At 60.3% G+C, this 20,550-nt stretch carries 22 protein-coding genes; 10 read left to right on the top strand and 12 right to left on the bottom strand.

Annotated features, from left to right (window positions below; genetic code table 11):
* Positions 1-345: a nuclear transport factor 2 family protein gene (locus AC13RC_RS02535; protein ID WP_113390341.1), complete on the bottom strand. Its 345-nt coding sequence runs from the start codon at positions 343-345 to the stop codon at positions 1-3.
* 178 nt (positions 346-523) lie between these two features.
* Between AC13RC_RS02535 and AC13RC_RS02530 the strand changes: the two genes are divergently transcribed.
* From AC13RC_RS02530 to AC13RC_RS02515, 4 genes are all read left to right on the top strand, one after another.
* Positions 524-1,339, top strand: coding sequence for a helix-turn-helix domain-containing protein (locus AC13RC_RS02530; RefSeq protein ID WP_488556742.1), 816 nt, complete (start codon positions 524-526; stop codon positions 1,337-1,339).
* A 106-nt stretch (positions 1,340-1,445) separates the two neighbouring features.
* The gene (locus AC13RC_RS02525) at positions 1,446-2,132 is read left to right on the top strand and encodes a YbhB/YbcL family Raf kinase inhibitor-like protein (RefSeq protein WP_488556399.1); all 687 of its coding nucleotides are present in this window, start codon (positions 1,446-1,448) and stop codon (positions 2,130-2,132) included.
* Positions 2,129-3,358, top strand: a complete 1,230-nt coding sequence (locus AC13RC_RS02520) for an MFS transporter (protein ID WP_488556398.1) — start codon at positions 2,129-2,131, stop codon at positions 3,356-3,358. The genes AC13RC_RS02525 and AC13RC_RS02520 overlap by 4 nt, the downstream gene beginning before the upstream one ends.
* A gap of 133 nt (positions 3,359-3,491) precedes the next feature.
* Positions 3,492-4,031 carry a GNAT family N-acetyltransferase gene (locus AC13RC_RS02515; protein ID WP_488556397.1) on the top strand — a complete coding sequence of 180 codons (540 nt, stop codon included), beginning with the start codon at positions 3,492-3,494 and terminating at the stop codon, positions 4,029-4,031.
* Positions 4,032-4,045: 14 nt separating this feature from the next.
* On the opposite strand, the gene AC13RC_RS02510 is transcribed toward AC13RC_RS02515, so the two are convergent.
* On the bottom strand, positions 4,046-4,657 hold the full coding sequence (locus tag AC13RC_RS02510) for a TetR/AcrR family transcriptional regulator (protein WP_488556396.1): 612 nt from the start codon (positions 4,655-4,657) through the stop codon (positions 4,046-4,048).
* Between the two features lie 116 nt (positions 4,658-4,773).
* Here AC13RC_RS02510 and AC13RC_RS02505 point away from each other — a divergent pair, with 116 nt between their 5' ends.
* The gene (locus AC13RC_RS02505; RefSeq protein WP_488556395.1) at positions 4,774-5,457 is read left to right on the top strand and encodes a glutathione S-transferase N-terminal domain-containing protein; all 684 of its coding nucleotides are present in this window, start codon (positions 4,774-4,776) and stop codon (positions 5,455-5,457) included.
* Positions 5,458-5,500: 43 nt separating this feature from the next.
* Here AC13RC_RS02505 and AC13RC_RS02500 read toward each other — a convergent pair whose 3' ends face one another.
* Entirely contained in the window at positions 5,501-6,388 is an 888-nt protein-coding gene (locus tag AC13RC_RS02500) for a branched-chain amino acid aminotransferase (RefSeq protein WP_183813323.1), read from the bottom strand.
* 307 nt (positions 6,389-6,695) lie between these two features.
* Between AC13RC_RS02500 and AC13RC_RS02495 the strand changes: the two genes are divergently transcribed.
* From AC13RC_RS02495 to zwf, 3 genes are all read left to right on the top strand, one after another.
* On the top strand, positions 6,696-7,736 hold the full coding sequence (locus AC13RC_RS02495) for a zinc-dependent alcohol dehydrogenase family protein (RefSeq protein WP_488556394.1): 1,041 nt from the start codon (positions 6,696-6,698) through the stop codon (positions 7,734-7,736).
* A 56-nt stretch (positions 7,737-7,792) separates the two neighbouring features.
* Positions 7,793-8,563, top strand: coding sequence for a trans-aconitate 2-methyltransferase (tam, locus tag AC13RC_RS02490; protein ID WP_488556393.1), 771 nt, complete (start codon positions 7,793-7,795; stop codon positions 8,561-8,563).
* A 276-nt stretch (positions 8,564-8,839) separates the two neighbouring features.
* The gene (gene zwf / locus AC13RC_RS02485; RefSeq protein ID WP_152093552.1) at positions 8,840-10,360 is read left to right on the top strand and encodes a glucose-6-phosphate dehydrogenase; all 1,521 of its coding nucleotides are present in this window, start codon (positions 8,840-8,842) and stop codon (positions 10,358-10,360) included.
* 31 nt (positions 10,361-10,391) lie between these two features.
* Here the strand turns inward: zwf and AC13RC_RS02480 are convergent, their stop codons facing one another.
* Complete coding sequence (locus AC13RC_RS02480) at positions 10,392-11,747, bottom strand: metallophosphoesterase family protein (RefSeq protein ID WP_488556392.1); 1,356 nt, start codon at positions 11,745-11,747, stop codon at positions 10,392-10,394.
* Between the two features lie 161 nt (positions 11,748-11,908).
* On the bottom strand, positions 11,909-12,304 hold the full coding sequence (locus AC13RC_RS02475; RefSeq protein ID WP_015339165.1) for a hypothetical protein: 396 nt from the start codon (positions 12,302-12,304) through the stop codon (positions 11,909-11,911).
* A 430-nt stretch (positions 12,305-12,734) separates the two neighbouring features.
* Here AC13RC_RS02475 and AC13RC_RS02470 point away from each other — a divergent pair, with 430 nt between their 5' ends.
* Positions 12,735-14,249, top strand: a complete 1,515-nt coding sequence (locus tag AC13RC_RS02470) for a helicase HerA-like C-terminal domain-containing protein (RefSeq protein WP_488556391.1) — start codon at positions 12,735-12,737, stop codon at positions 14,247-14,249.
* A 383-nt stretch (positions 14,250-14,632) separates the two neighbouring features.
* On the opposite strand, the gene AC13RC_RS02465 is transcribed toward AC13RC_RS02470, so the two are convergent.
* The gene (locus AC13RC_RS02465) at positions 14,633-15,409 is read right to left on the bottom strand and encodes a VOC family protein (RefSeq protein WP_113331877.1); all 777 of its coding nucleotides are present in this window, start codon (positions 15,407-15,409) and stop codon (positions 14,633-14,635) included.
* A 219-nt stretch (positions 15,410-15,628) separates the two neighbouring features.
* On the bottom strand, positions 15,629-16,354 hold the full coding sequence (locus tag AC13RC_RS02460; RefSeq protein WP_488556390.1) for a DUF899 domain-containing protein: 726 nt from the start codon (positions 16,352-16,354) through the stop codon (positions 15,629-15,631).
* Positions 16,355-16,425: 71 nt separating this feature from the next.
* On the opposite strand from AC13RC_RS02460, the gene AC13RC_RS02455 reads away from it, so the two are divergent.
* Entirely contained in the window at positions 16,426-16,872 is a 447-nt protein-coding gene (locus AC13RC_RS02455) for a MarR family winged helix-turn-helix transcriptional regulator (RefSeq protein ID WP_145320767.1), read from the top strand.
* On the opposite strand, the gene AC13RC_RS02450 is transcribed toward AC13RC_RS02455, so the two are convergent.
* From AC13RC_RS02450 to AC13RC_RS02430, 5 genes are all read right to left on the bottom strand, one after another.
* Positions 16,859-17,629 carry an RES family NAD+ phosphorylase gene (locus AC13RC_RS02450; RefSeq protein ID WP_488556389.1) on the bottom strand — a complete coding sequence of 257 codons (771 nt, stop codon included), beginning with the start codon at positions 17,627-17,629 and terminating at the stop codon, positions 16,859-16,861. The genes AC13RC_RS02455 and AC13RC_RS02450 overlap by 14 nt on opposite strands.
* Entirely contained in the window at positions 17,589-17,972 is a 384-nt protein-coding gene (locus tag AC13RC_RS02445; protein WP_488556388.1) for an antitoxin Xre-like helix-turn-helix domain-containing protein, read from the bottom strand. The genes AC13RC_RS02450 and AC13RC_RS02445 overlap by 41 nt, the downstream gene beginning before the upstream one ends.
* A 132-nt stretch (positions 17,973-18,104) precedes the next feature.
* Positions 18,105-18,527, bottom strand: coding sequence for an organic hydroperoxide resistance protein (locus tag AC13RC_RS02440; protein ID WP_069613858.1), 423 nt, complete (start codon positions 18,525-18,527; stop codon positions 18,105-18,107).
* 273 nt (positions 18,528-18,800) lie between these two features.
* Positions 18,801-19,532 carry a L,D-transpeptidase family protein gene (locus AC13RC_RS02435; protein ID WP_113331882.1) on the bottom strand — a complete coding sequence of 244 codons (732 nt, stop codon included), beginning with the start codon at positions 19,530-19,532 and terminating at the stop codon, positions 18,801-18,803.
* A 161-nt stretch (positions 19,533-19,693) separates the two neighbouring features.
* The gene (locus AC13RC_RS02430; RefSeq protein ID WP_152093556.1) at positions 19,694-20,497 is read right to left on the bottom strand and encodes a L,D-transpeptidase; all 804 of its coding nucleotides are present in this window, start codon (positions 20,495-20,497) and stop codon (positions 19,694-19,696) included.
* Between the last annotated feature and the right edge of the window lie 53 nt (positions 20,498-20,550).

Genomic DNA, 20,550 nt, shown 5'->3' with positions numbered 1-20,550 from the left:
TCACAGGTTGCGCCCGAAATAGACGTTGACCTCAGCAATGCGGTCGCCGGCAAAGCGGATGAGCTCCACATTGCGAAAGCTGGCACCATCCATCTTCTCGGCGCGATAGCCGACGATCACGTCGTCACCATCTGCGACCAGATGTTCGATATGAATGTCACGGAACACCTTCTCCTTCGGCCAGCAGTGCTCGAAGTACCGTTTCCGGTCGATATGATCGTCGCGCGGGCTGGAAAAGGTGAAATCCTGGGTCAGCATCGGGTCGACGATATCCGGATGCTGAGCGACATAGGCAGCAAACAGCCGTTTGACCGTATCGCAACGGGCATTTTCGAGAGAGTTCATAACCTGCCTCCTCCTTTGCATCAGCGGGCTTTTGATCCGCCAATCATGAACCGCTTGCGTAACGCAATCAGTTTTATAATATCGGTCGGGAGAACCGACAAGGCGGTTTGCGGACTTGGCATTGCCGCCTGTGTGGTCCAAACTCCGCGGCACCCCCAATCAGCAGAAAGCCATCGCAGTGTCCGAGGCTCATCACTCCATGTTGGAAAAGCTGCGCCGCCTGGCGGCAAAGGACAATCGTCCGGCGGGCGAACCGACCGGCATCGGCAGCTATTCCACACTTTTCACCTTCGTCACGCGCGAACGCGAGCGCATTGCCGGCTCGGCCTTTTCACAGGTTTCAATCGTCGCCATCCTCGAAGGTTCCAAGGAAATCGTCAGCATGGGACGACAGCGGCATTTTGCGGCCGGTACGGTGCTCGTGCTGCCGGCAGGCTGGAGCGGCGATGTCGTCAACGACCCCGATCCGCAGACAGGCGTCTATCGGGCAATCTTCATCACCTTCCCCGAGGAATTGACACGCCGTGCAGCAAAAGCCTTTCCGCCTGCGCAGCCCGCATCGCAGATAAACTTGCCGCTCGATCCGCTGCTGGCTGCCGCGATCAACCATGCCGGCGAAGGCATCGCCGGCGGCAATATGCCGATCCCGCTGATCGAGCACAGGCTTCTCGAAATCCTTATGGTGCTCGGCATGCGCGGTGCCCTGCCCGGTTCGCCGGAGACCACAGCCGAGGCGGTGCGGGCGCTGGTGCGCTGGCAGCCGGATCGAGCCTGGACAGCCGATCTCATCGCCGCCGAGCTCGGCACCAGCAACGCCACGCTGCGCCGCCGCCTGTCGCGCGAGGGCGCCTCCCTGCGAGAGGTGCTGGCAAGCGAGCGCGTGGCGCTGGCCACGACCCTTCTCGCCGAGGACGGGCTATCGCTGCGGGAAGCCGCGCTTGCGACAGGCTATCGCTCGCCCCGACGCTTTGCCGATCGACTTCGCAGCGCGTGAGCGTTTGCGACAGCATTTTGAGCGTTTGCGTGCGCCGACGCTCGGCACGAATTTGTTAGACCCTGCCCTCGAAGCTCACAGGAGCGAACCGCGAAAGGGCAACATCATGAAAACCATGCTCAACCTTCTGAACGCCACCGTCATCGCAGCAGTTGTCGCCACCCCGGCCCTATCGGCCGATCTCAAGGTGACGTTTCCAAAGAGCAATGACCGGATGCTGCTGCCGGAAAACGCCTCCTGCATTTCGACATCTTCAGACAAGTCGGCACCCGGCCCCAACAAGAGCCTTGCCGTTTCCTGGTCGAAAGGGCCGAAGGGCACGCGTTCCTATGCGCTGACGATGGTCGACCCTGACGTACCCACTGATTTTTCGCTGTTCAACAAGGCGGACAAGACCATTCCGAATGATTTCAATCGGATGGAATTCGTTCACTGGGTCCTGGCCGATATTCCCGCATCGCGCACCAGCCTTGCCGAAGGCGCGGACGGAAACGGCCCTTCAGCCAATGGCCTGCCGCTCGAACGCACGGCCTATGGACGCCGCGGCCAGAATGGTGCCGGCGGCGGCAATTTGAAGGATGGGCCGCATGGCGGTTATATGGGCGCCTGCCCACCCTGGAATGACGCGCGCATTCACAGCTATCACGTCACCGTCTATGCGCTCGATGTCGACCGACTGAACCTGCCGGATCTCTTCACCCGCGCCGATCTGCTTGCCGCCGCGAAAGGCCATATCCTGGCATCGGGCAGCAAGGAACTGTTTTACACATTGAATGCAAAGGCCGAGAAATGACCGAGACGAGATGGGATGCAGCAGCACCGGCCGAGCCGGAAACCGCCCATTGGATGCGGAACCTGATCATCTGCCTCGTCGGCTCGTTCACGACGATCGTGGCGATGACGCTGCTGCTCCCCTTCCTGCCGCTTTATGTCGAGGAACTCGGCGTGAGCGACAAAGCCGCGATCGTGCAATGGTCCGGTATCGCCTATGGCGCCACCTTCTTTACCGCCGCCTTCGTCGCGCCGCTCTGGGGACGGCTGGGCGATATATACGGCCGCAAGCTGATGCTGATCCGCGCCAGCCTCGGCATGACAGTCGCCATCTCGCTGATGGGCATGGCCGGCAATGTCTGGCAGCTGGTGGCGCTGCGCCTCTTCACCGGTCTTGCCGGCGGCTATGCCTCGGGTTCGATGGTGCTGGTGGCAGCGCAAACGCCGAAGCATCGCTCGGCATGGGCGCTGGGCACGCTATCTGCCGGCATCATGGCCGGCAATCTCGTCGGACCGCTGATTGGAGGCGCGCTGCCGCCTGTTATCGGCATTCGCGGCACCTTCCTGCTGGCCGGCGGCGTGATCTTCCTGACCTTCCTGGCGACGACCTTCCTGATCAAGGAGGAGAAGTCCACGGCACGGAAGAAGGCTGCGAAGGCCACCGGCAGCTGGGCCTCCATTCCGGACAAACGCCCCGTCATCGCCATGCTGTCGCTCGGCCTCTTGCTGATGCTCGCCAATATGTCGATCGAGCCGATCATCACAGTCTATGTCGCGCAGTTCGTCACGGACGCCAAAGTGACGATGGTCTCCGGCGTCGTCATGGCGGCCGCTGCGCTCGGCAGCATCCTGTCGTCCTCCTGGCTCGGCAAGCTAGCCGACCGCATCGGCTACTGGAGCGTCATCATGGCGGCGCTTGCTGTTGCGGCGCTGCTGCTGATACCGCAGGCTTTCGTGAGCTCGGCCTGGCAGTTGATCGGCCTGCGTTTCCTGATGGGCGTGGCGCTCGGCGGCCTTCTGCCCTGCATCACCGCCGTTATCAGGCATAATGTTCCCGATGCGGCGACGGGCAGCATTCTCGGGCTCTCCATCTCCTCGCAATATGTCGGCCAGGTGGCAGGCCCAGTCCTGGGCGGCTTCGTCGGCGGCCATATCGGCATGCGCGCCGTGTTCCTCGGAACCTGCGTGCTGCTGGCGATCGGCGCTGCCTATTGCTGGTGGGTCAGCCCGAAGAAGGAAGCGGAATAACTCAGCCGCTACCTGCAAACAAGGGCATTGAAGATCAGAATTGCCGCGTGATCGTCGCGATTCTGACCGAGCCAGATTGAGCTCAAATGTGCTTTTGCTATTCTCCCGTGATTGACAGTTGTGGAGATCCGCCATGGCGCTTCCAAGCTTCGAAACCGAGAGACTGATCCTTCTGCCTCGCGTCATGGCCGATCTTGACGATTGCATCGCCATGGATCGCGACCCGGAGGTAACGCGCTTCATTCCCGGCCCGTGGCACGATGCCGTGGCACATCGAACCTTCGTGAAAGGTCGGATCGAGGCGAGTTTCGGTGATGGTCTCGGATATTGGTCAATCCGCGCCAAAGAAAGGCCTAAGCAATTCCTCGGCTGGATATTGCTGATACCCGCCGACGCCGTCGGGCCTGATATCGAGATCGGATGGCGGCTGAACAGGCGTGCCTGGGGCAAGGGTTACGCGACCGAGGCGGCAAGGCCGGTTCTCGCCCATGCCTTCCAGACGCTCGAACTCGATCGGGTGATTGCCGATATCGCTCCTGGAAATGCGGCGTCCATTCGCGTTGCGCAAAAGCTCGGTCTGTCGCAGCCGCGCCAGACCACCTATCACGATGAGCCCTTTGCCTCCTATAGCATGACGAGGGCTGCCTTCGAGGCTGAGCTGACGAGGCAGTGAACCCATGCCTCGCGTCAGGGCCGACCGCAGATAAAATCGACCCCAGAACGCGCTATCGCCTCCAGCGTTTCGCGCGTATCGCCTGCACGCGCTCGAACGGCAAGCGAATGCATGACAGCGGATGCCAGCTTTGCGAGAGTTGCAGCATCCGCTTCAGTCGGAAGCTCGCCCCGCTCAACCGCAAGCTCCATGCGTTCCTTGATCGCGTCGTCGAATTCATTCAAGCTGCGGCGCAATACCTCCCGTACTCGATCATGCTGAATAGCCTCTGCCGTGGCCGTGCTGATCAGGAAGCAGCCACGCGCCGCGGTCTCGCCATGCAGGTATATTTTCAGAGCCTCGGCATAGATGCGCGCGAGATTCTCCCGCAGCGTGAGGACCGGGTTGAGCGCTTCAGACAATATATCGAGACTGTCCTCGCGATAGCCTTCCAGGGCGTCAAGATAGAGGTCCTCCTTGTCCCCGAATGCTCCGTAGAGGCTCGGCCGATTGAGTTTGGTCGCGGCACTCAAATTATCCAATGAGGCGGCCGAGAACCCCCTATCCCAAAAAACCTCCCGCGCCTGCCCGATGACGGCTTTCGCGTCAAAAGTGCGTGGACGGCCCTGCTTCTTCTCGCTCTTCATATTTTATACTACTTCGCATAAAAATCTTGACCGGATAGATTTTATGCGAAATGGTACAAATATTCAATGGATGCCGACGCCATGCATCGCGCCTGCATCGAAAAGGAGAGAGACCCATGAAACTCTACATGCACGCCGCCGCTTGCTCTTTGTCGCCACACATCGTTTGTCGGGAGTTGAGGCTGGATGTCGAACTGGTCGAAGTTGATCGAAAGACTCATCGGACGAGTTCCGGCGAGGACTACCTTGCCATCAACGGGAATGGCTACGTGCCGGCATTGGTGCTCGATGATGGGAGGGTGCTGACCGAAGGTCCTGCCATCGTGCAATTCCTCGCGGAATGTTCACCGGAGGGTTCGCGCCTCCTGCCGGAGGCCGGAACCTATGCCAGAAGCCAAGTTCAATCCTATCTGAATTTCATCACCGCCGAACTTCACAAGCCAATGGCGATGCTGTTCAACGCCGCTTATGAAGGCGCTCATGCCGGCATCCATGAACTGGTGTGCAAACGACTGGATTGGCTGAACAGCCGGCTTATCGGCCCCTATCTGACCGGTGACGACTTCACGGTCGCTGACGCCTATCTCTTCGTCTGCCTAAACTGGTCGCCGTGGATCAAGATCGACCTTGCAAGCAGGCCGGCGCTCCAGGAATTCATGGCTCGCGTCAGCGCAAGACCGAGCGTCCGCCACGCGCTCCACGCCGAAGACCTTGAGGCTTTCGAGACTGATGGCGTTTTCTTCGCGCCGCGATCCTACCTTGCTTCGGCAGGTCGTGTAGGAACACCCGTGCGGCCATGAACGGCCGCACTCTTCTGCATGCCCTTCTCCTTGCCAGAAGGGTTTATTCCTCGCTGGCGCTACGGCCGTGTGCCCAATCCATATAGAGTTCCAGCGCCTTGCGGGCGACCGGGCCTTCCTGGAATTCGCGGTCGTCCAAGCGGTTGACGCTGACGACCTTGGAATAGTTGCCGGTCGTGAAGATCTCGTCGGCGGCCATGAACTGCTCGACGGACAGGGTTTCCTCGCGCACATCGAAGCCCTCCTGGCGTAACAGGCCGATGACGCGGGCGCGCGTGATGCCGGCAAGGAAGGTGCGGTTGGCAACCGGCGTATAGACGATACCATCCTTGACCATGAAGACGTTGGACGATGCCGTTTCGACGACATTGCCGTTCATGTCGCGCACCAGCGCATTGTTGAAGCCGCGACCCCTCGCCTCCAGGATCATGCGGCCGCTATTCGGATAGAGCGAGCCGGCCTTGGCGTCGGTCATCGCCGTTTCAGGCGACGGGCGGCGGAAGGGCGAAACAGTCAGCGTGATGCCGCCGGTGCCGCCGAGCGGCGCCTCGAACAGGCAGAGGGCGAAGCGCGTCGATTCCGCATCGACGGCGACGACGCTGCCCGGCGAGCCGTGCTCACCCCAATACATGGGCTTGATGTAGATCGGCGTCTTGCCGTCGAATCTTTTGATGCCTTCCCAGGCGAGCGCTTCGATCTCCTGCGAGGTCTTGACCGGCTTCAGCCCCATGGCTACGGCCGAGCGATTGATGCGCTGGCAATGGAGATCGAGATCGGGCGCGATGCCATCGAACCAGCGGGCGCCGTCGAACACGGTCGAGCCGAGCCACATGGCGTGCGAGGTCGGCCCGATCAGCGGCGGATTGCCGGAAAGCCATTCTCCTTCGACATAGGTCCAGGTGGCGGTGCGGGGTGACGTATCGACGGACATGGGGTTTTCCTCTCCTAAAACAGTTCAGCTCACGGGATCTCTGAACCGCTCTACCTTTTTGTTTTCTCGCAATTCCGGGCGCAAAACGGCTTCGTACTTTTGCTGGAATTGCTCCGGGTGGCGGAGAGCAAATAACCGTGCAACCCAAGGGTCAAGCAGAAACTGCGCGGCAAAATCCATTTGCAACAAAGCGCTTGATATCGCATTCATAACGCAATTTTCATGCGCCGAAACAACAACTTGACGAATGGGTCCATCAGCAAAAGTGATGAACCATAGGGATCGTCAGGAGAGAGGGAAAACTCCCATGAAAGCGATGTATTACGAGGCCTTCGAGGCAACACCCGAAATCCGTACCCTGCCCGACCCGACACCCGGAGAAGATGGTGTGGTCATCGCCGTCGGCGCAACGGGGCTCTGCCGCAGCGATTGGCATGGCTGGATGGGTCATGATCCCGATATCAAGCTGCCGCATGTGCCGGGCCACGAGCTCGCCGGCAAGGTCGTGGCAACCGGGCGCGGCGTCGTCCGTTTCAAGGTCGGCGATCGCGTCACCGTTCCTTTTGTCTCCGGCTGTGGCCACTGCGCCGAGTGTCACTCCGGAAACCAGCAGGTCTGCCCCAGCCAATTCCAGCCAGGCTTCACCCATTGGGGTTCCTTTGCCGAATACGTCGCAATCGACTATGCCGACGCCAATCTCGTGCACCTGCCAGAATCTGTCGATGACGCGACGGCGGCAAGCCTCGGCTGCCGTTTCGCCACCTCCTTCCGTGCCGTTGCCGATCAGGCGAAGACGCGCCCCGGCGAATGGATCGCCGTCCATGGCTGCGGCGGCGTCGGGCTGTCGGCGATCATGATCGCCAGCGCGCTCGGCGCCAATGCCATCGCCGTCGACATTTCCGACGAAAAGCTCGCCTTTGCCCGCGAATGCGGCGCGGTCGCGACGATCAATGCGGCTGAGGTCGCTGATGTGGCGGAGGCGGTGCGCGAGATCACCAACGGCGGCGCCCATGTCTCGATCGACGCGCTCGGCCACCCTGCCACCTGCTTCAACTCCATCAAGAACCTGCGACGGCGCGGCCGGCATGTGCAGGTCGGCCTCATGCTCGGTGACTATGCGACTCCGCAGATCCCGATGGCGCAAGTCATCGGCCATGAACTCGAGATCTACGGCAGCCACGGCATGCAGGCCTGGCGCTACGATGCCATGCTCGACATGCTCGCCGCCGGCAAGATCGCGCCGCAGAAGCTCATTGGCCGCAGGATCAGCCTGGAAGACGCCGTTCCGGCGCTGATGACGCTTGATAAGGCCGAGGGCAAGGGCATCAGCGTCATTACACGGTTCTGATACATCCCGGTGCTATGCGCATCGGGAAAACGGCAATCCAGGAAGAGGGTATGCCCATGGCATGGTCTGCCGGCCAATATGTGAAATTCGAGGATGAACGCACGCGTCCGGCGCGCGACCTCTTGGCGCAGGTGCCGCTGCAGCATGTCGAGCGAGCGATCGACCTCGGTTGCGGCCCTGGCAATTCGACCGAGCTGATCGTGGAGCGTTATGGCGTCGCCGGCGTTTCCGGCCTCGACAGCGACGACAACATGCTGGAGGCCGCCCGCAAGCGCATGCCCGGTACGAGCTTCGTCAAGGCGGATCTCGCCAGATGGCGGCCGGAGGAGCCGGTTGATCTGCTCTTTGCGAACGCGGTCTTCCAATGGCTGCCCGATCATCTCGATATTCTCGATCATCTGATGGACGGTCTAAAGCCTGGCGGCGTGCTTGCCGCGCAGATGCCCGACAATCTGACGGAGCCCAGCCATCTGATGATGGAGGAGACGGCCAAGAGCGGCCCGTGGAGCGAGGCCTTTGCGAAGAAGAGCGTACGCCGCAATCCCCTGCCCGCGCCCTCGGTCTATTACAACAGACTAATCGGCAAATCGGCCCGGGTCGATATCTGGCACACGAACTATAATCATGCACTGGAAAACGCGGCAGCCATTGTCGAATGGGTGAAGGGCACGGGCCTGCGCCCCTATCTCGACCATGCCGGCGCCGAGCATGGCGATGCCTTTGCCGCCGAATATCTGAAGCATATCGAGCATGCCTATCAGCCGCTTGTCGACGGCAAGGTGCTGTTGCGCTTTCCGCGGCTCTTCCTGGTCGCGGTGAAGAAATAGGATATTTATCAGCCGCGAAATGCCGACTGACGGCGGTGCGTCGATCCCATCGACAACCGACATCGGCCCGCGCTACAGCGCCGCGCGCCACATGTGGCGCGCAAAGGCCGCTGTAACGCTTTAAATCTGCTGCATAATTTTATCCCTAAATCGATTCCGATTTGTGGAATTATGCAGTAGAACACCCATAGCCAAAGCTGAAACAGCAATAGCTCCGAGGAGATAGTCGATGTCGTCCAGAAGCCCCGAATATGGCCGCCAGAAGGAGATGCGCGCATGACCACCCCCGACGTCGCACCGGCTCCGCCGCTGACATTCGTGATCTTCGGTGCTGCCGGCGACCTTACGCGGCGCCTGCTGATCCCAACGCTGATCAACATGACCCGCAGCGGGCTTGTCGGCGAAGACCTGCATATTCTCGGCATCGGCATCGAGACCGGCGGCGTCGACATGCTGCTGGATCGGCTGGAATCATTTCTGAAGACCTCCGGCGATATGGACGATCCGGAGCGGCAGGCCGCATGGCAGAGCCTACGCAAGCGCATTAGCTACATCTCTGGCGATTTCACCCAGAACGGCGTCTACAAGGAGATTTCGGATTATCTCTCGCACGCGCCGACCGCCAATGCAGCCTTCTATTTCGCCGTGCCGCCGCGCTTCTTCGGCGATATCGCCGAGAAACTCTCCGAAAACGGGCTGATGAACGAGGCGACCGGCGCCTTCCGCCGCATCGCGATCGAAAAGCCCTTCGGCCACGATCTTGCTTCGGCACAGGCTTTGAATGCGCGGCTGCTGAACCATGTGTCCGAAAGCCAGATCTATCGCATCGACCATTTCCTCGGCAAGGAAACGGTGCAGAACATCATGACGACGCGCTTCGCCAACATGATGATCGAGGCGCTGTGGAACAACAACTATATCGACCACGTGCAGATCACGGCGGCAGAGCTTGTGGATGTCGGCACGCGCGGTAAATTCTACGATGCGACCGGCGCGCTTCGCGACATGGTGCCGAACCATCTTTTCCAGCTGCTAGCGATGGTGGCGATGGAACCGCCGAACAGCTTCGATGCCGAATCCATTCGTAATGAGAAGGGCAAGGTGCTGAAGGCCCTGCGTGTCTATTCGCGGGAGGAGGCAATCAAGAACGGCGTGCGCGGCGCCTATACGGCCGGCCCGATTGCCGGCAGGGATCTGCCGGCCTTTACCCAGACACCCGATGTCGCGCCCGACAGCAACACCGAAACCTTCGTGGCGCTAAAGCTCTTCGTTGATACATGGCGCTGGGCGGGCGTGCCCTTCTACCTGCGAACGGGCAAGGCGATGAAGGCGCGGGATACGGAAGTGGTCATCACCTTCCGGCCGGTGCCCTTCGCCCAGTTCCCGCGCCACGAATCCCGCCCCGAGTTGCCGCCGAACAGGCTCATCATCCAGGTGCAGCCCGACGAAGGCCTCGACATGGAAATCTCGATCAAATCGCCGGGGCTGGTGCTGAAAACCGCGCCGGTTTCGCTCGATTTCCGCTATGCCGACAGTTTCGATATCGGCAAGCAGACCGGCTATGAAAGTCTGTTCTACGAACTCTTCGTCGGTGACCAGACGCTCTTCCAGCGCGCCGACGGCATCGAAGCCGGCTGGGCGGCCGTTCAGCCCTTCCTCGACCTCTGGGCAGAGGGCGGCAAACCCGATCCTTACGCCCCCGGCAGCACCGGCCCGGCCTGCGCCGACGAACTTATCGAACGCGACGGCCGCAAATGGCATGAGATCGATGGGACGCCGAAGGGCAGGAAGGTTTAGTATTGCCGGCTGGTCTGTGCGGCGAAGGCGCTCATGCCGACGCCGCAATCTGGACGGCCAGATCCTCGCCCATGAAGGGACGGTCCGCGGCGCCGCCCTGGCCATGGCCCATAGCCCATCGTTCAGGCCATGTGGTGCGCTCGAGACCGGTTGCCGACGCGCCCTTGAGCGAGCTCCACCCGTGGTCGGTCGGCATGCGAAAGAGCATGCCACCAGGCCCCATGCCTGCGTGCAGGGCAATATCTATATCGAATGTTCGGCCCGGAGCGAGATCAGGCCCGAACCAGTAATGCGGACTGCGGCCGGGATCGCGGCCAAGAATCAAAGTCAATGTCTGCCGGGAACCACGCAAGCCCAGCCACACGGGGGCGATCTCCTGGTTTTCGAAGGCGGAAAATAGCGTTTGTGCCGGTGCATGCATCTCGTCCGCCAAACGTCCGGAGATCCGGAGGTGAACGATATAATTGTCGCCCTGGAGACCGCCAAAGTCGGCTTCGTTCAATCCGAGCGATAGATGTCGCAACGTCTTGGCCGATTTAAAAGGCCACTGCAGCCGCTCGCGAACGATGCCGTCGGTGTCGAGCACCTGATAGCGGAATCCGTCCGCGTCCAATGCGGCCTGAACACAATGGAGATACTCCACGCCTTCCGGCATCCGGTGCGCCGTCCCTGCTCCCGCCGTGCAAAGCTGCAGGACGCCGCGATGAACTTGAACGTCGAAAACCAGCATATGGCTGCAGACATAAGCCAGGACATCGGCGTCCACGAGAATATCCCAGAACGGCTTCGCATATTCGTGACCGATCTCCCGCTGGTATGTACCGGAATAGCCGTTGACGGGGAAAACAGGGTGATGACCCAGCACGATCTTATGCCTGGCATCGGAATGCGCCTTCAGCGTCGCTTCCAGCCATTCCGTCTCGACGTGCCCTTCGCCGCCCAACCCCGTCCACAACGTATGTACGAACACCAGCAGCAGATCATCGCGACGAACCCAGTAAGATAATCCCTCCTGCCCCGCTGGCCCGTTTTCGGGCAGCTGAAGGACTTCGCGGAAAATCCGCTCGCTCATCTCGTCATAGGTCGTGTGGTTGCCTGTCGTATGCCAAAGCGGCGTTTTGCTGCGATCGAGCCATACCATCTCACGATCAAGCCAATGCCGCCATTGCGCCCGCAATGTATCCGGATCGGCGGTTAGCCCGATGATCTCGTCACCTGGAAACAGAATGAATTCCGGGGGCGGATCGAGCCTGCGCAGGATCTGATTGACGCTGGCGAAAGTGCTTTCATGAAGGGCGCCAGGGATACCAGAACAGGCATCACCATAGAGGACGAACTGGTGACCGGACCTGCTTGGCATAAGGGCCGGGATAGGGCTGTCTGGCACGAAGCTGCCTCCTCAAAAACGACGGCCCTCGCCCAAGGGCGAAGGCCGAGCTCGAAGTAATCAATGCTTAAACTGCGGAACGTACCCATGAAGTCAACGGATGAAACCGATGGCTATCGGCCAGTCGGCTCTCTCGTCACCAGGAGAACGCTTCTTCAGCCTCAAATGAACTGGTGCAGGCCCGGGACGGAATTGACGACCTGGTCGACCACCTCGTCGCCAGCATGCTGGCGAGCCGTTGCAATCGTTTCCTTGGCGAGCGAGCCGATTTCACCCATGCTAAGACCGCTGCTCATCAGCTGCTGGCCGAGCGCCATCAGGCCGCCGCCACCGCCGACTGCACTAAGCAAGCCGCCGAGCAGGCCGCCGCCACCCGTTTCCTCGCCGTTATATTGCGCAACGAGATCGGAGGCGCCGGGGATGGATTCGATCATCTTGGTGACGGGGCCATCCGGAGCTTCGCGCTGCAGGAAGCCGAGAATCATGCCGACGGCCTTTTCCGCGAGGTCGGGAGCGATGCCGGCTTTGGTCGCGATCTGATCAATAACTTCGTTCACTGTGGCCTCCTGCCTTTATAACGTTAACGTCAACGTAACTGAATGCGGCAACCGGCACAAGACGCCCCGGCGGCTATCATTCTACCAGAAGCGGAACCTCGACGCGAATGGTTGTCCCTCTTCACGCGAGTTCTTATAACAGTGTCAGGACAAATCGATGAATGGCCCTTGCAGCTTTCTCAAGCTGCTGTGCCGCCGCCCTAGAACCGGATGATTTCGGATCCAATCGATCCGAAATCATCCGGTTCTAGAATCATATAGGTAGAGCATGATGTCGTCTGAAAACCGGTGACATTTTTCGGCAGCATGCTCTGGAGCATTTCCGCTTTTCTTCGAATCGCGAAAACGCTCTATCTTTTTGTTTTTACGCAGTTCCGGACGCAAAACCGCTTCGCACTTTTGCTGGAAGTGCTTTAAGGGAGACGACACCATGCCGCAGCAGGATGGACAGATTTTCGTCGGCGCGAGCCGCAATCCGGATGACAGCATCAACAAGGACGAATTCCTGACGCTGAAATTCGGCAACCGTCATGGCCTCGTTACAGGTGCCACCGGCACCGGCAAGACCGTGACGCTGCAGGTTCTGGCGGAAGGATTTTCCAAGGCCGGCGTGCCCGTCTTCTGTGCCGACATCAAGGGCGATCTTTCAGGTATCGCCGTTAAGGGCGAGCCGAAGGACTTCCTGCTGAAGCGCGCCGAGGAAATCGGCCTGTCGCCCTATGAGTTCGACCAGTTTCCGGTCATCTTCTGGGACCTTTATGGCGAAAAGGGCCATCGGGTGCGCACCACCATCGCCGAGATGGGGCCGCTGCTGCTGGCACGCTTGATGGATGCGTCCGAGGCGCAGGAGGGCGTGCTCAACATTGCCTTCAAGATCGCCGATGAGAATGGCCTGGCGCTGCTCGATCTCAAGGATCTGCAGGCGCTGCTGAACTATATGGGCGACAATGCCAGCGAGCTTTCCAGCAAATACGGCCTGATCTCGAAATCCTCCGTCGGTTCGATCCAGCGCGCAATGCTCGTGCTGGAGCAGCAGGGCGCGGAAAACTTCTTCGGCGAGCCGGCGCTGAAAATCTCCGACATCATGCGGGTCAGCAATGACGGCTACGGGCAGGTCTCGGTGCTTGCGGCCGACAAGCTGATGATGAACCCGCGGCTCTATGCCACCTTCTTGCTGTGGCTGCTCTCCGAGCTATTCGAGGAACTGCCCGAAGTCGGCGATCCGGACAAGCCGAAGCTGGTCTTCTTTTTCGACGAGGCCCACCTGCTTTTCAACGACGCGCCGAAGGTGCTGATCGAACGCGTGGAGCAAGTGGTGCGACTGATCCGCTCAAAGGGCGTCGGCGTCTATTTCGTGACGCAGAATCCGCTCGACGTGCCGGAAACGGTGCTGGCACAGCTTGGCAATCGCGTGCAGCATGCGCTTCGCGCCTATACGCCACGCGAACAGAAGGCCGTGCAGACGGCGGCCTCGACATTCCGGCCCAATCCGGCCTTCGATTGCGCCACCGTCATCACGACTCTCGGTACCGGAGAGGCGCTCGTGTCGATGCTGGAGGGCAAGGGTGCGCCGTCCGTCGTCGAGCGCACGCTGATCCGCCCGCCGTCCGGCCGTATCGGCCCCGTCACGGATGGCGAGCGTCAAGCCATCATCAACGGCAGTCCGGTTGCAGGCGTCTATGACCAGACGATCGACCGCGAATCCGCTTACGAGATCCTGACGGAGCGTGCGCGCAAGGCGGCGGCGCCGCAGAACGACAGTGCCCGCGATGGCTGGACCTTGCCCGGCTTTGGCGGCGACAGCAGCAAGCCGGCAAGCCGCGGCCGTTCGGGCTATCAGCGCGAGACGATTCTGGAGGCGACGATGAAAAGCATGGCGCGCACGGTGGCAACGCAGGTCGGACGAGCGCTGGTGCGCGGCATTCTTGGCAGCCTGAAGCGATAGAAAATTAACCTCCCGTTGAGGGGAAGGGCTATCGCATATGGAGGCGGATGAGCACCATAAGCTCCTTCTCCCCTTGGGGAGAAGGTGGCCCGAAGGGTCGGATGAGGGGGTTATCGCTTTGAATTCATGGATTTTGGTGGTCTTGGCAGGCACCCCCCTCATCCGCCTGGCGGCACCTTCTCCCCGCTGGGGAGAAGGGGGACAGCGGCGATCTCCGCTCATATGCGATACCCCTGTCCACAAAGGGGGAGGGTCGGAGCGAAGCTCCAGGGTGGGGTGATCCGCGGAGACCTTTCCGGTTCCGAATATCAACCCCACCTGCCGCTTTGCGGCGACCTCCCCCATCAAGGGGGAGGTGCTACTTCCCTCAAGGGGGGTAAAGATCAGCGCACCGGCGCGACCAGCGAGAAGAACGCGCCTTGGGGATCGGTTGCCTGGACGATCCAGCTGCCGCCGGGCACTTCCATCGGGCCGTTGGCGATCCTGCCGCCGCCCTCCGTGATGCGAGCGATCGCGGCGTCGATCGCCGGAACGTTGATGTAGAAATTCCAGGCAGCCATCGGCATTTCCGCCGGCTTGGTCATGATGCCACCGAAGTCTCGGTCTCCGATCTTGAAGATCTTGTATTTGCCCATCGGCCCCATGTCGAAATCGGAGCTCAGTTCCCAGCCGAACATCTCGCTATAGAAATCGAAGGCCTTCGGGCCGTCGTTGGAATAGAGCTCGTGCCAGCCGAAATAGCCCGGTGTCGCAGGCGCAGGCGGCTCCCAATCCTGGCCCGGCAGCGGGGTGAACAGGCAGAAAGCAGCGCCATAGGGATCGGAGACGACGGAGAACCGACCGACGCCTGGAATATCCGTGGGCTCGCGATAGGTCTTGCCGCCCTTGGCGACAACGGTCTTGGTGGCTTCATCGACATTGGGAACGCCGATATAGCCGGTCCAGCAGGGCGGCGTGCCCATGGCCTTCGCCTCGTCAGGCAGGATCATCAAACCGGCGACAGGGCCTGCACCGGCGCTGAACAGCGTATAGTCCATGCCGACATCAGGCATGCCTGCATCCGCCGCATCCCAGCCGACGACCTTGGTATAGAAGGCTTCCGCCGCCTTCATGTCCGTCGTCATCAGCTCGTACCAGACAAAATATCCCTTCTCAGCCATAACATCGCTCCCTATTGTGATTGTTGCGGTCATCCGTCTCATCCTGAGCCTGATGTCGGCGCAAGCACATGATGGCCGATGAAAGTGACGGCCGAACGATGGTCAATCGGTCGATCCGTCGTTCCCCGGCGAGCAGGCTCCAGGTCTTAACTAGGCGCAAGGCGTAATAATTCGACCCCTTGTGCCGCATGGCATGAATTTGGCAGTCTCGTCATGCGCTCAATGGCAGCAGGAGCCCGCCTTCTCCGCCTCCTGATATTCGTCGTGGCGGCGCACAAAATCCATGGTCTGGCCTTCATTTCGGCCCTTCGGCGCATTGTCGAGGATCATCAGCGTGCCGATCATTTCCTCGCCGCCGCGGGCATAGCTGGAATAGGTGTGGAAGATATTGCCGGCTTCATCCTTGTAGAAGGCGCTGAGTCCAGGCAACTCGTCGTTGCCGTTGGCGGCGTCCATATCGTTGAAATTATAGAACACCTTTTCACCGGCGAGCTGCTCTTTGGTGAAAGAGACGTGATAGTCGAAATTGAAATCGTTGGAGAAGGACGACACCCAGGGGAATTTCCAGCCCATGCGCTTCTTATAGGCCTCTATCTTTTCGATCGGCGCGCGCGACACTGCGACCAGCGTGACATCGTGATGATTGAGATGCGGAAGCGTTCCATCGAAATGATCGGCGAGGAAGGAGCAACCGGTGCATCCGGCATCCCAATCCGGGCCGAGCATGAAATGATAGATGATCAGCTGGCTGCGGCCGTCGAAGAGATCGGCAAGCGTCCTCTTGCCGGCCGGCGTGTCGAAAACATAATCCTTATCGACCTTTACCCAGGGCAAGGCTAGGCGTTCCGCATTGACGCGATCGCGAAGATGCGTAGCTTCCTTTTCCTTGGCAAGCAGTTGACGGCGGGCCTCGAGCCACACTTCCCTGGAAACGACCTGGTTCATTGTCCGCGCCCTCCTCCGGCGTTTTCATTTCCAAATCTTGACAAATATATTGATATCAATATTAATGAATCATGTCAAACGCAGTCGAAATCCCCTTTGAAACCACGCTGTTAGTCCGCGACACGTGCCTGTGCCTGCATGTTCAGCGGGCGGCGCGCGCTCTTGCCCGTCGCTTTGATGAGGCGCTGCGGCCGTTCGGCCTTACCAACGGCCAGTTCTCCCTGATGATGTCTCTGAACAGGCCGGCGCCGGCATCCATGGGATCGGTCACGGCACTCCTGGCAATAGACCAAACGACGCTGACGGCGGCCCTAAAGCCACTGGAACGGCGGGGATGGGTGAGCATCGTGCCCAATCCAAAAGACCGCCGCGCCCGCCTGCTCAGCCTCACGCCATCGGGAAAGGCGGCGCTCGCCGCCGCCGTGCCGATCTGGAAGACGACACATGCCGCCCTCGAAGAGCGGCTGCCCGACGGCAATGGCGACCGCCTGCGTAGCGATCTCGCTATTCTGCTCTGAATTGCGGTTCAGACAATCGCGGATCGCCCTCGAAATCCTGCCTTTCGAAGCCGATGCGGCGCCGTGGGAATTCGCACAGCGCCTGCACGCCGACGCGAGACAGCCGGATGCGCCAGGTCTGGCGTTCGACGGGTTCGCGGGCGGAGAAGGCCCTGGCCGTGAGCAGCGCGATGTTCATGCCTCCGCGGGGATCCCGGACGGAACGATAGAGGATCGCCTCGATACCGCCGGCTCGCGCCGCCTCGGCAAGCGATTGGCAGGCTTCGTAGTTGACCGGATCTGTCCACAATTGCCGATCGCGATCCAAGGGAGGCACTGTCAGATCGATCCCAGCCTTCGTCGCAATTGCAGCAGAAAAGGCTGTATATTCTGCGGCATTGGCAGGCAACGGCGTGTCAGGGGAATCACGGAAGAAGAGCAGCCGATAGAAGCTCATTTCAGCCAGCGCCGTCTCCACCTGCTCCGAGGCGTAGAAAACGCCGAGCGTACGGCCGGCGCGCCGGAAACGAGAACCGTGGGGATAGATCGCCCCATAGCGGAAGGGTGTGGCAAGGAGATAGTCGAGTCCGGCGCATTCCGGCGGCAGCGCCGGCTTGGTTTCCTCGAGCACGCTTTCGAGAAGCGCTTGCTCCTCCAGCGTATCGACAAGCTTCAGCGTCGAGACCTGATGCTGCGATTCCACCAGCCGCCAATATTGGCCGGAGATGACCCTTGCCTCAGACGAGAGCGCGGCGGGCGTCCAGATAGGCAAGGACATCGGTCAAACCAGAAATCGAGATGATTTTGTCGATCGGCGCTGCGCCAAAGGCGATATTGCCGTTACGCAGCCATTGCCGCGCCACAGCCTCGTCGCCGCCGACGATGGCATCGAGCGAACGGAAGAGACGAACGAGAAGCACGGCAAGCTCAAAAGGCTTGCTATCGCGCTCCAGCAGATGATCCTGCCGCTTCATGCGCGATACCGTCGCCTCCGACACGCCGATGATGGCCGCAAGGATGCGGGCGTTCAATCCCAGCCTCTCGGCGGCATTGACGACGGCCTTGGTAATGACCAGTGCTTCGCCGGGCATCGGCTGGCCTATTGCCTGGGCTTTTATCATGACCACTTCCTTTCCTAAGAAAAGATATAGCATTTTTCTTGCAAAAGAAAAGGAGCGACAGATCAAACTGCCGCTCCTTTTCAATATATTCCCACATATCCGGTCCTCAATCGACCGGCGGCGCGTTTCCCGTCAGACAACAGCAACCGGCACTTCGGTCGAGGTGCGCATGGCATGGCTGTAGGGGCATACGATATGGGCGGCAGCGGCGAGCTTTTCAGCCTCGGCCTTGTCCATGCCGGGAATGTGGACAGCCAGCGAAACTTCGATGCCGAAACCGGTGCCATCCGCGCGAGGACCAATCCCGACAGTCGCCGTGACCTTGGCGTCTTCCGGAATCTTGACCTTCTGCTGGCCTGCGACAAATTTCAAAGCGCCCAGGAAGCAGGCGGAATAGCCGGCTGCAAAGAGCTGCTCCGGATTGGTGCCGGTAGCGCCATCGCCACCGAGCTCCTTCGGTACGGTCAGCGTGACGTCGAGGACGCCATTTTCGGAAACTGCATGGCCGGCGCGGCCACCGGTGGCGGAAGCTTTGGTCGTATAAAGAATAGGCATGTCATGTCTCCTTCGGTTGGATGAATTTTATATACATAACGATTTAATCGCGCGCAACATATATTTCGCAATGGTTTTGAGAAAGTGAATTGCGATAAGGCCGTCAATACGAGGATAGTGACGACTGCGATATGGCGGAGAGCCAATCAGCGCGACCAGCGCCGGCAGTCGAAAATCAATCTGACAATCGTTTGAGATCGGCTTCCGGGTACTTCCGGTCAGGACCGCAAACAAAAAGGGCGCCAGCGGCGCCCCTTTTTCAATGATGCGGTATCAGGCCGTGACCAGGATCGGCGCCCGCTCGGGAACGCGATCATAGAGATCGATGACATCCTGATTCAGCAGACGGACGCAGCCGGAGGAAACGGCCTTGCCGATGGAGCGCCAATCGGGATTACCGTGCAGGCGGTAAAGCGAATCCTGCTTGTCCTCGAAAATATAGAGAGCACGTGCCCCCAGCGGGTTCTTCAGGCCCGGATCCATGCCGCCATTGGCGATCGAATATTTCACGAGTTCCGGCTGGCGGGCGACCATTTCATCCGGCGGATTCCAGCGCGGCCATTTCTTGCGCCACTGGATGACGCCTCGGCCCTGCCAGGCAAATCCTTCGCGGCCGACGCCGATGCCATAGCGCATCGCCGTTCCACCCTGCTCGGTCACATAAAGCATGCGCTGGGTTGTATTGACGACCACGCTGCCGGGTGCCTCGCCTGTTGGGTCGATCACCCGTTGACGATAGAAGCGGGGATCGATCTGCTGGTAGGGAACCGCCGGAATGATGAAGCCGCCATCCTCGACGGAGGCATAGATTACGGCCGGATCAGGCTGCTCGCCATCATAGCTGGAGAACCAGGTTCGGAACGGCCGCGGGGAGCCGGTATATTGAACCGGGCTGACGACGGGGCCGTTATCGATGGTGGAGGCGCAGCTGGCAAGCGTCGAAACGGCGCCGAGACCCGCCAGAGCGAGGAAGTTACGTCGCGATAGGGATGAAGGAAGGCTCATGTCGACAGCATAGTTCCTTTTGTGGAGGAAGCGAAAACCCGTACCAACAGGCTGATTCGGCTCCCCGAGAGGTTCGCAGAGACAGACGCAAAACTAAAGAGCGCAAACCACCCCGACTATCGCACTTATGCAACATCACGAAAATTTGTGGTAAAATACCGCTACAGAACGACGATTTCCGCCTTATCGGGCACCCGGCTGTAAAGATCTATCACGTCCTGGTTGAGCATGCGAACACAGCCGGAAGATGCAGCCTTGCCGATCGACTGCCAATCCGGCGTGCCGTGAACTCGATAAAGCGTATCCCGGCCGTTCTGATAGATATAGAGCGCACGCGCGCCGAGCGGATTGGTCGGCCCCGGATTCATGCCGCCGCGCTCGGCCGATAGCGGCCTCATCTGCGGGTCGCGCGCGACCATTTCTGCGGGCGGGGTCCAGCGCGGCCATTTCTGCTTCCATTGGATCAGGCCCCTGCCGTGCCAGGCATATCCTGCCGCGCCGAGGCCGACGCCATAGCGCATCGCCTTGCCGCCCGGTTCGATGAAATAGAGGAAGTGGTCGCGCGTATCGACAACGATGGTGCCGGGGCGTTCCCTGGTCTGGTAATCCACCTCCTGGCGCAGGAAGCGCGGATCGATGCGCTTGTAGGGGATGGCCGGCAACGTGAAGTCGTCTTCACTGCGCTGCGCATACATGGCCTGGTGCACTGGATTGAAGGTCGGCAGGCCATAGGTCTGGTGGAATTGGGTGCGGAAGAGATCGCGCGATTGCGGCACGGGCTGCACCGGCAGGCGCCTTACCCTGTTCGGCTCGATCCCCTCCGGACGATAGAAGACGGGCGTCGTCTCCTGCACGAAGCGATCCGGATCGGTGGCGCCCGTATCGGGAATGATGCTGCAGGCGGACAATGTCGTCAGCGCGGCAGCGGCAAACAGGTGACGGGAAACGGGCAGCAGGTCGGCCATTATCGGAAACCAGTTGGGACACATCGGATCGGCCACATAATGACTGCCGCGGC

Source organism: Martinezella sp. CNPSo 3890 (assembly GCF_057784455.1).
Note: the sequence above shows the minus strand (reverse complement) of the source record. Positions and strands in the feature narration are given on the sequence as shown.

What these genes read in the sequence shown, in the direction of transcription:
- AC13RC_RS02455 (WP_145320767.1), top strand. Translation starts at nt 16,426, where the DNA reads ATGTCAAACGCAGTCGAAATCCCCTTTGAAACCACGCTGTTAGTCCGC.
- AC13RC_RS02525 (WP_488556399.1), top strand. Translation starts at nt 1,446, where the DNA reads ATGAAAACCATGCTCAACCTTCTGAACGCCACCGTCATCGCAGCAGTT.
- zwf (WP_152093552.1), top strand. Translation starts at nt 8,840, where the DNA reads ATGACCACCCCCGACGTCGCACCGGCTCCGCCGCTGACATTCGTGATC.
- AC13RC_RS02450 (WP_488556389.1), bottom strand. Translation starts at nt 17,629, where the DNA reads ATGTCCTTGCCTATCTGGACGCCCGCCGCGCTCTCGTCTGAGGCAAGG.
- AC13RC_RS02520 (WP_488556398.1), top strand. Translation starts at nt 2,129, where the DNA reads ATGACCGAGACGAGATGGGATGCAGCAGCACCGGCCGAGCCGGAAACC.
- AC13RC_RS02515 (WP_488556397.1), top strand. Translation starts at nt 3,492, where the DNA reads ATGGCGCTTCCAAGCTTCGAAACCGAGAGACTGATCCTTCTGCCTCGC.
- AC13RC_RS02510 (WP_488556396.1), bottom strand. Translation starts at nt 4,657, where the DNA reads ATGAAGAGCGAGAAGAAGCAGGGCCGTCCACGCACTTTTGACGCGAAA.
- AC13RC_RS02460 (WP_488556390.1), bottom strand. Translation starts at nt 16,354, where the DNA reads ATGAACCAGGTCGTTTCCAGGGAAGTGTGGCTCGAGGCCCGCCGTCAA.
- AC13RC_RS02535 (WP_113390341.1), bottom strand. Translation starts at nt 345, where the DNA reads ATGAACTCTCTCGAAAATGCCCGTTGCGATACGGTCAAACGGCTGTTT.
- AC13RC_RS02445 (WP_488556388.1), bottom strand. Translation starts at nt 17,972, where the DNA reads ATGATAAAAGCCCAGGCAATAGGCCAGCCGATGCCCGGCGAAGCACTG.
- AC13RC_RS02500 (WP_183813323.1), bottom strand. Translation starts at nt 6,388, where the DNA reads ATGTCCGTCGATACGTCACCCCGCACCGCCACCTGGACCTATGTCGAA.
- AC13RC_RS02440 (WP_069613858.1), bottom strand. Translation starts at nt 18,527, where the DNA reads ATGCCTATTCTTTATACGACCAAAGCTTCCGCCACCGGTGGCCGCGCC.
- AC13RC_RS02470 (WP_488556391.1), top strand. Translation starts at nt 12,735, where the DNA reads ATGCCGCAGCAGGATGGACAGATTTTCGTCGGCGCGAGCCGCAATCCG.
- AC13RC_RS02435 (WP_113331882.1), bottom strand. Translation starts at nt 19,532, where the DNA reads ATGAGCCTTCCTTCATCCCTATCGCGACGTAACTTCCTCGCTCTGGCG.
- tam (WP_488556393.1), top strand. Translation starts at nt 7,793, where the DNA reads ATGGCATGGTCTGCCGGCCAATATGTGAAATTCGAGGATGAACGCACG.
- AC13RC_RS02465 (WP_113331877.1), bottom strand. Translation starts at nt 15,409, where the DNA reads ATGGCTGAGAAGGGATATTTTGTCTGGTACGAGCTGATGACGACGGAC.
- AC13RC_RS02495 (WP_488556394.1), top strand. Translation starts at nt 6,696, where the DNA reads ATGAAAGCGATGTATTACGAGGCCTTCGAGGCAACACCCGAAATCCGT.
- AC13RC_RS02505 (WP_488556395.1), top strand. Translation starts at nt 4,774, where the DNA reads ATGAAACTCTACATGCACGCCGCCGCTTGCTCTTTGTCGCCACACATC.
- AC13RC_RS02430 (WP_152093556.1), bottom strand. Translation starts at nt 20,497, where the DNA reads ATGGCCGACCTGCTGCCCGTTTCCCGTCACCTGTTTGCCGCTGCCGCG.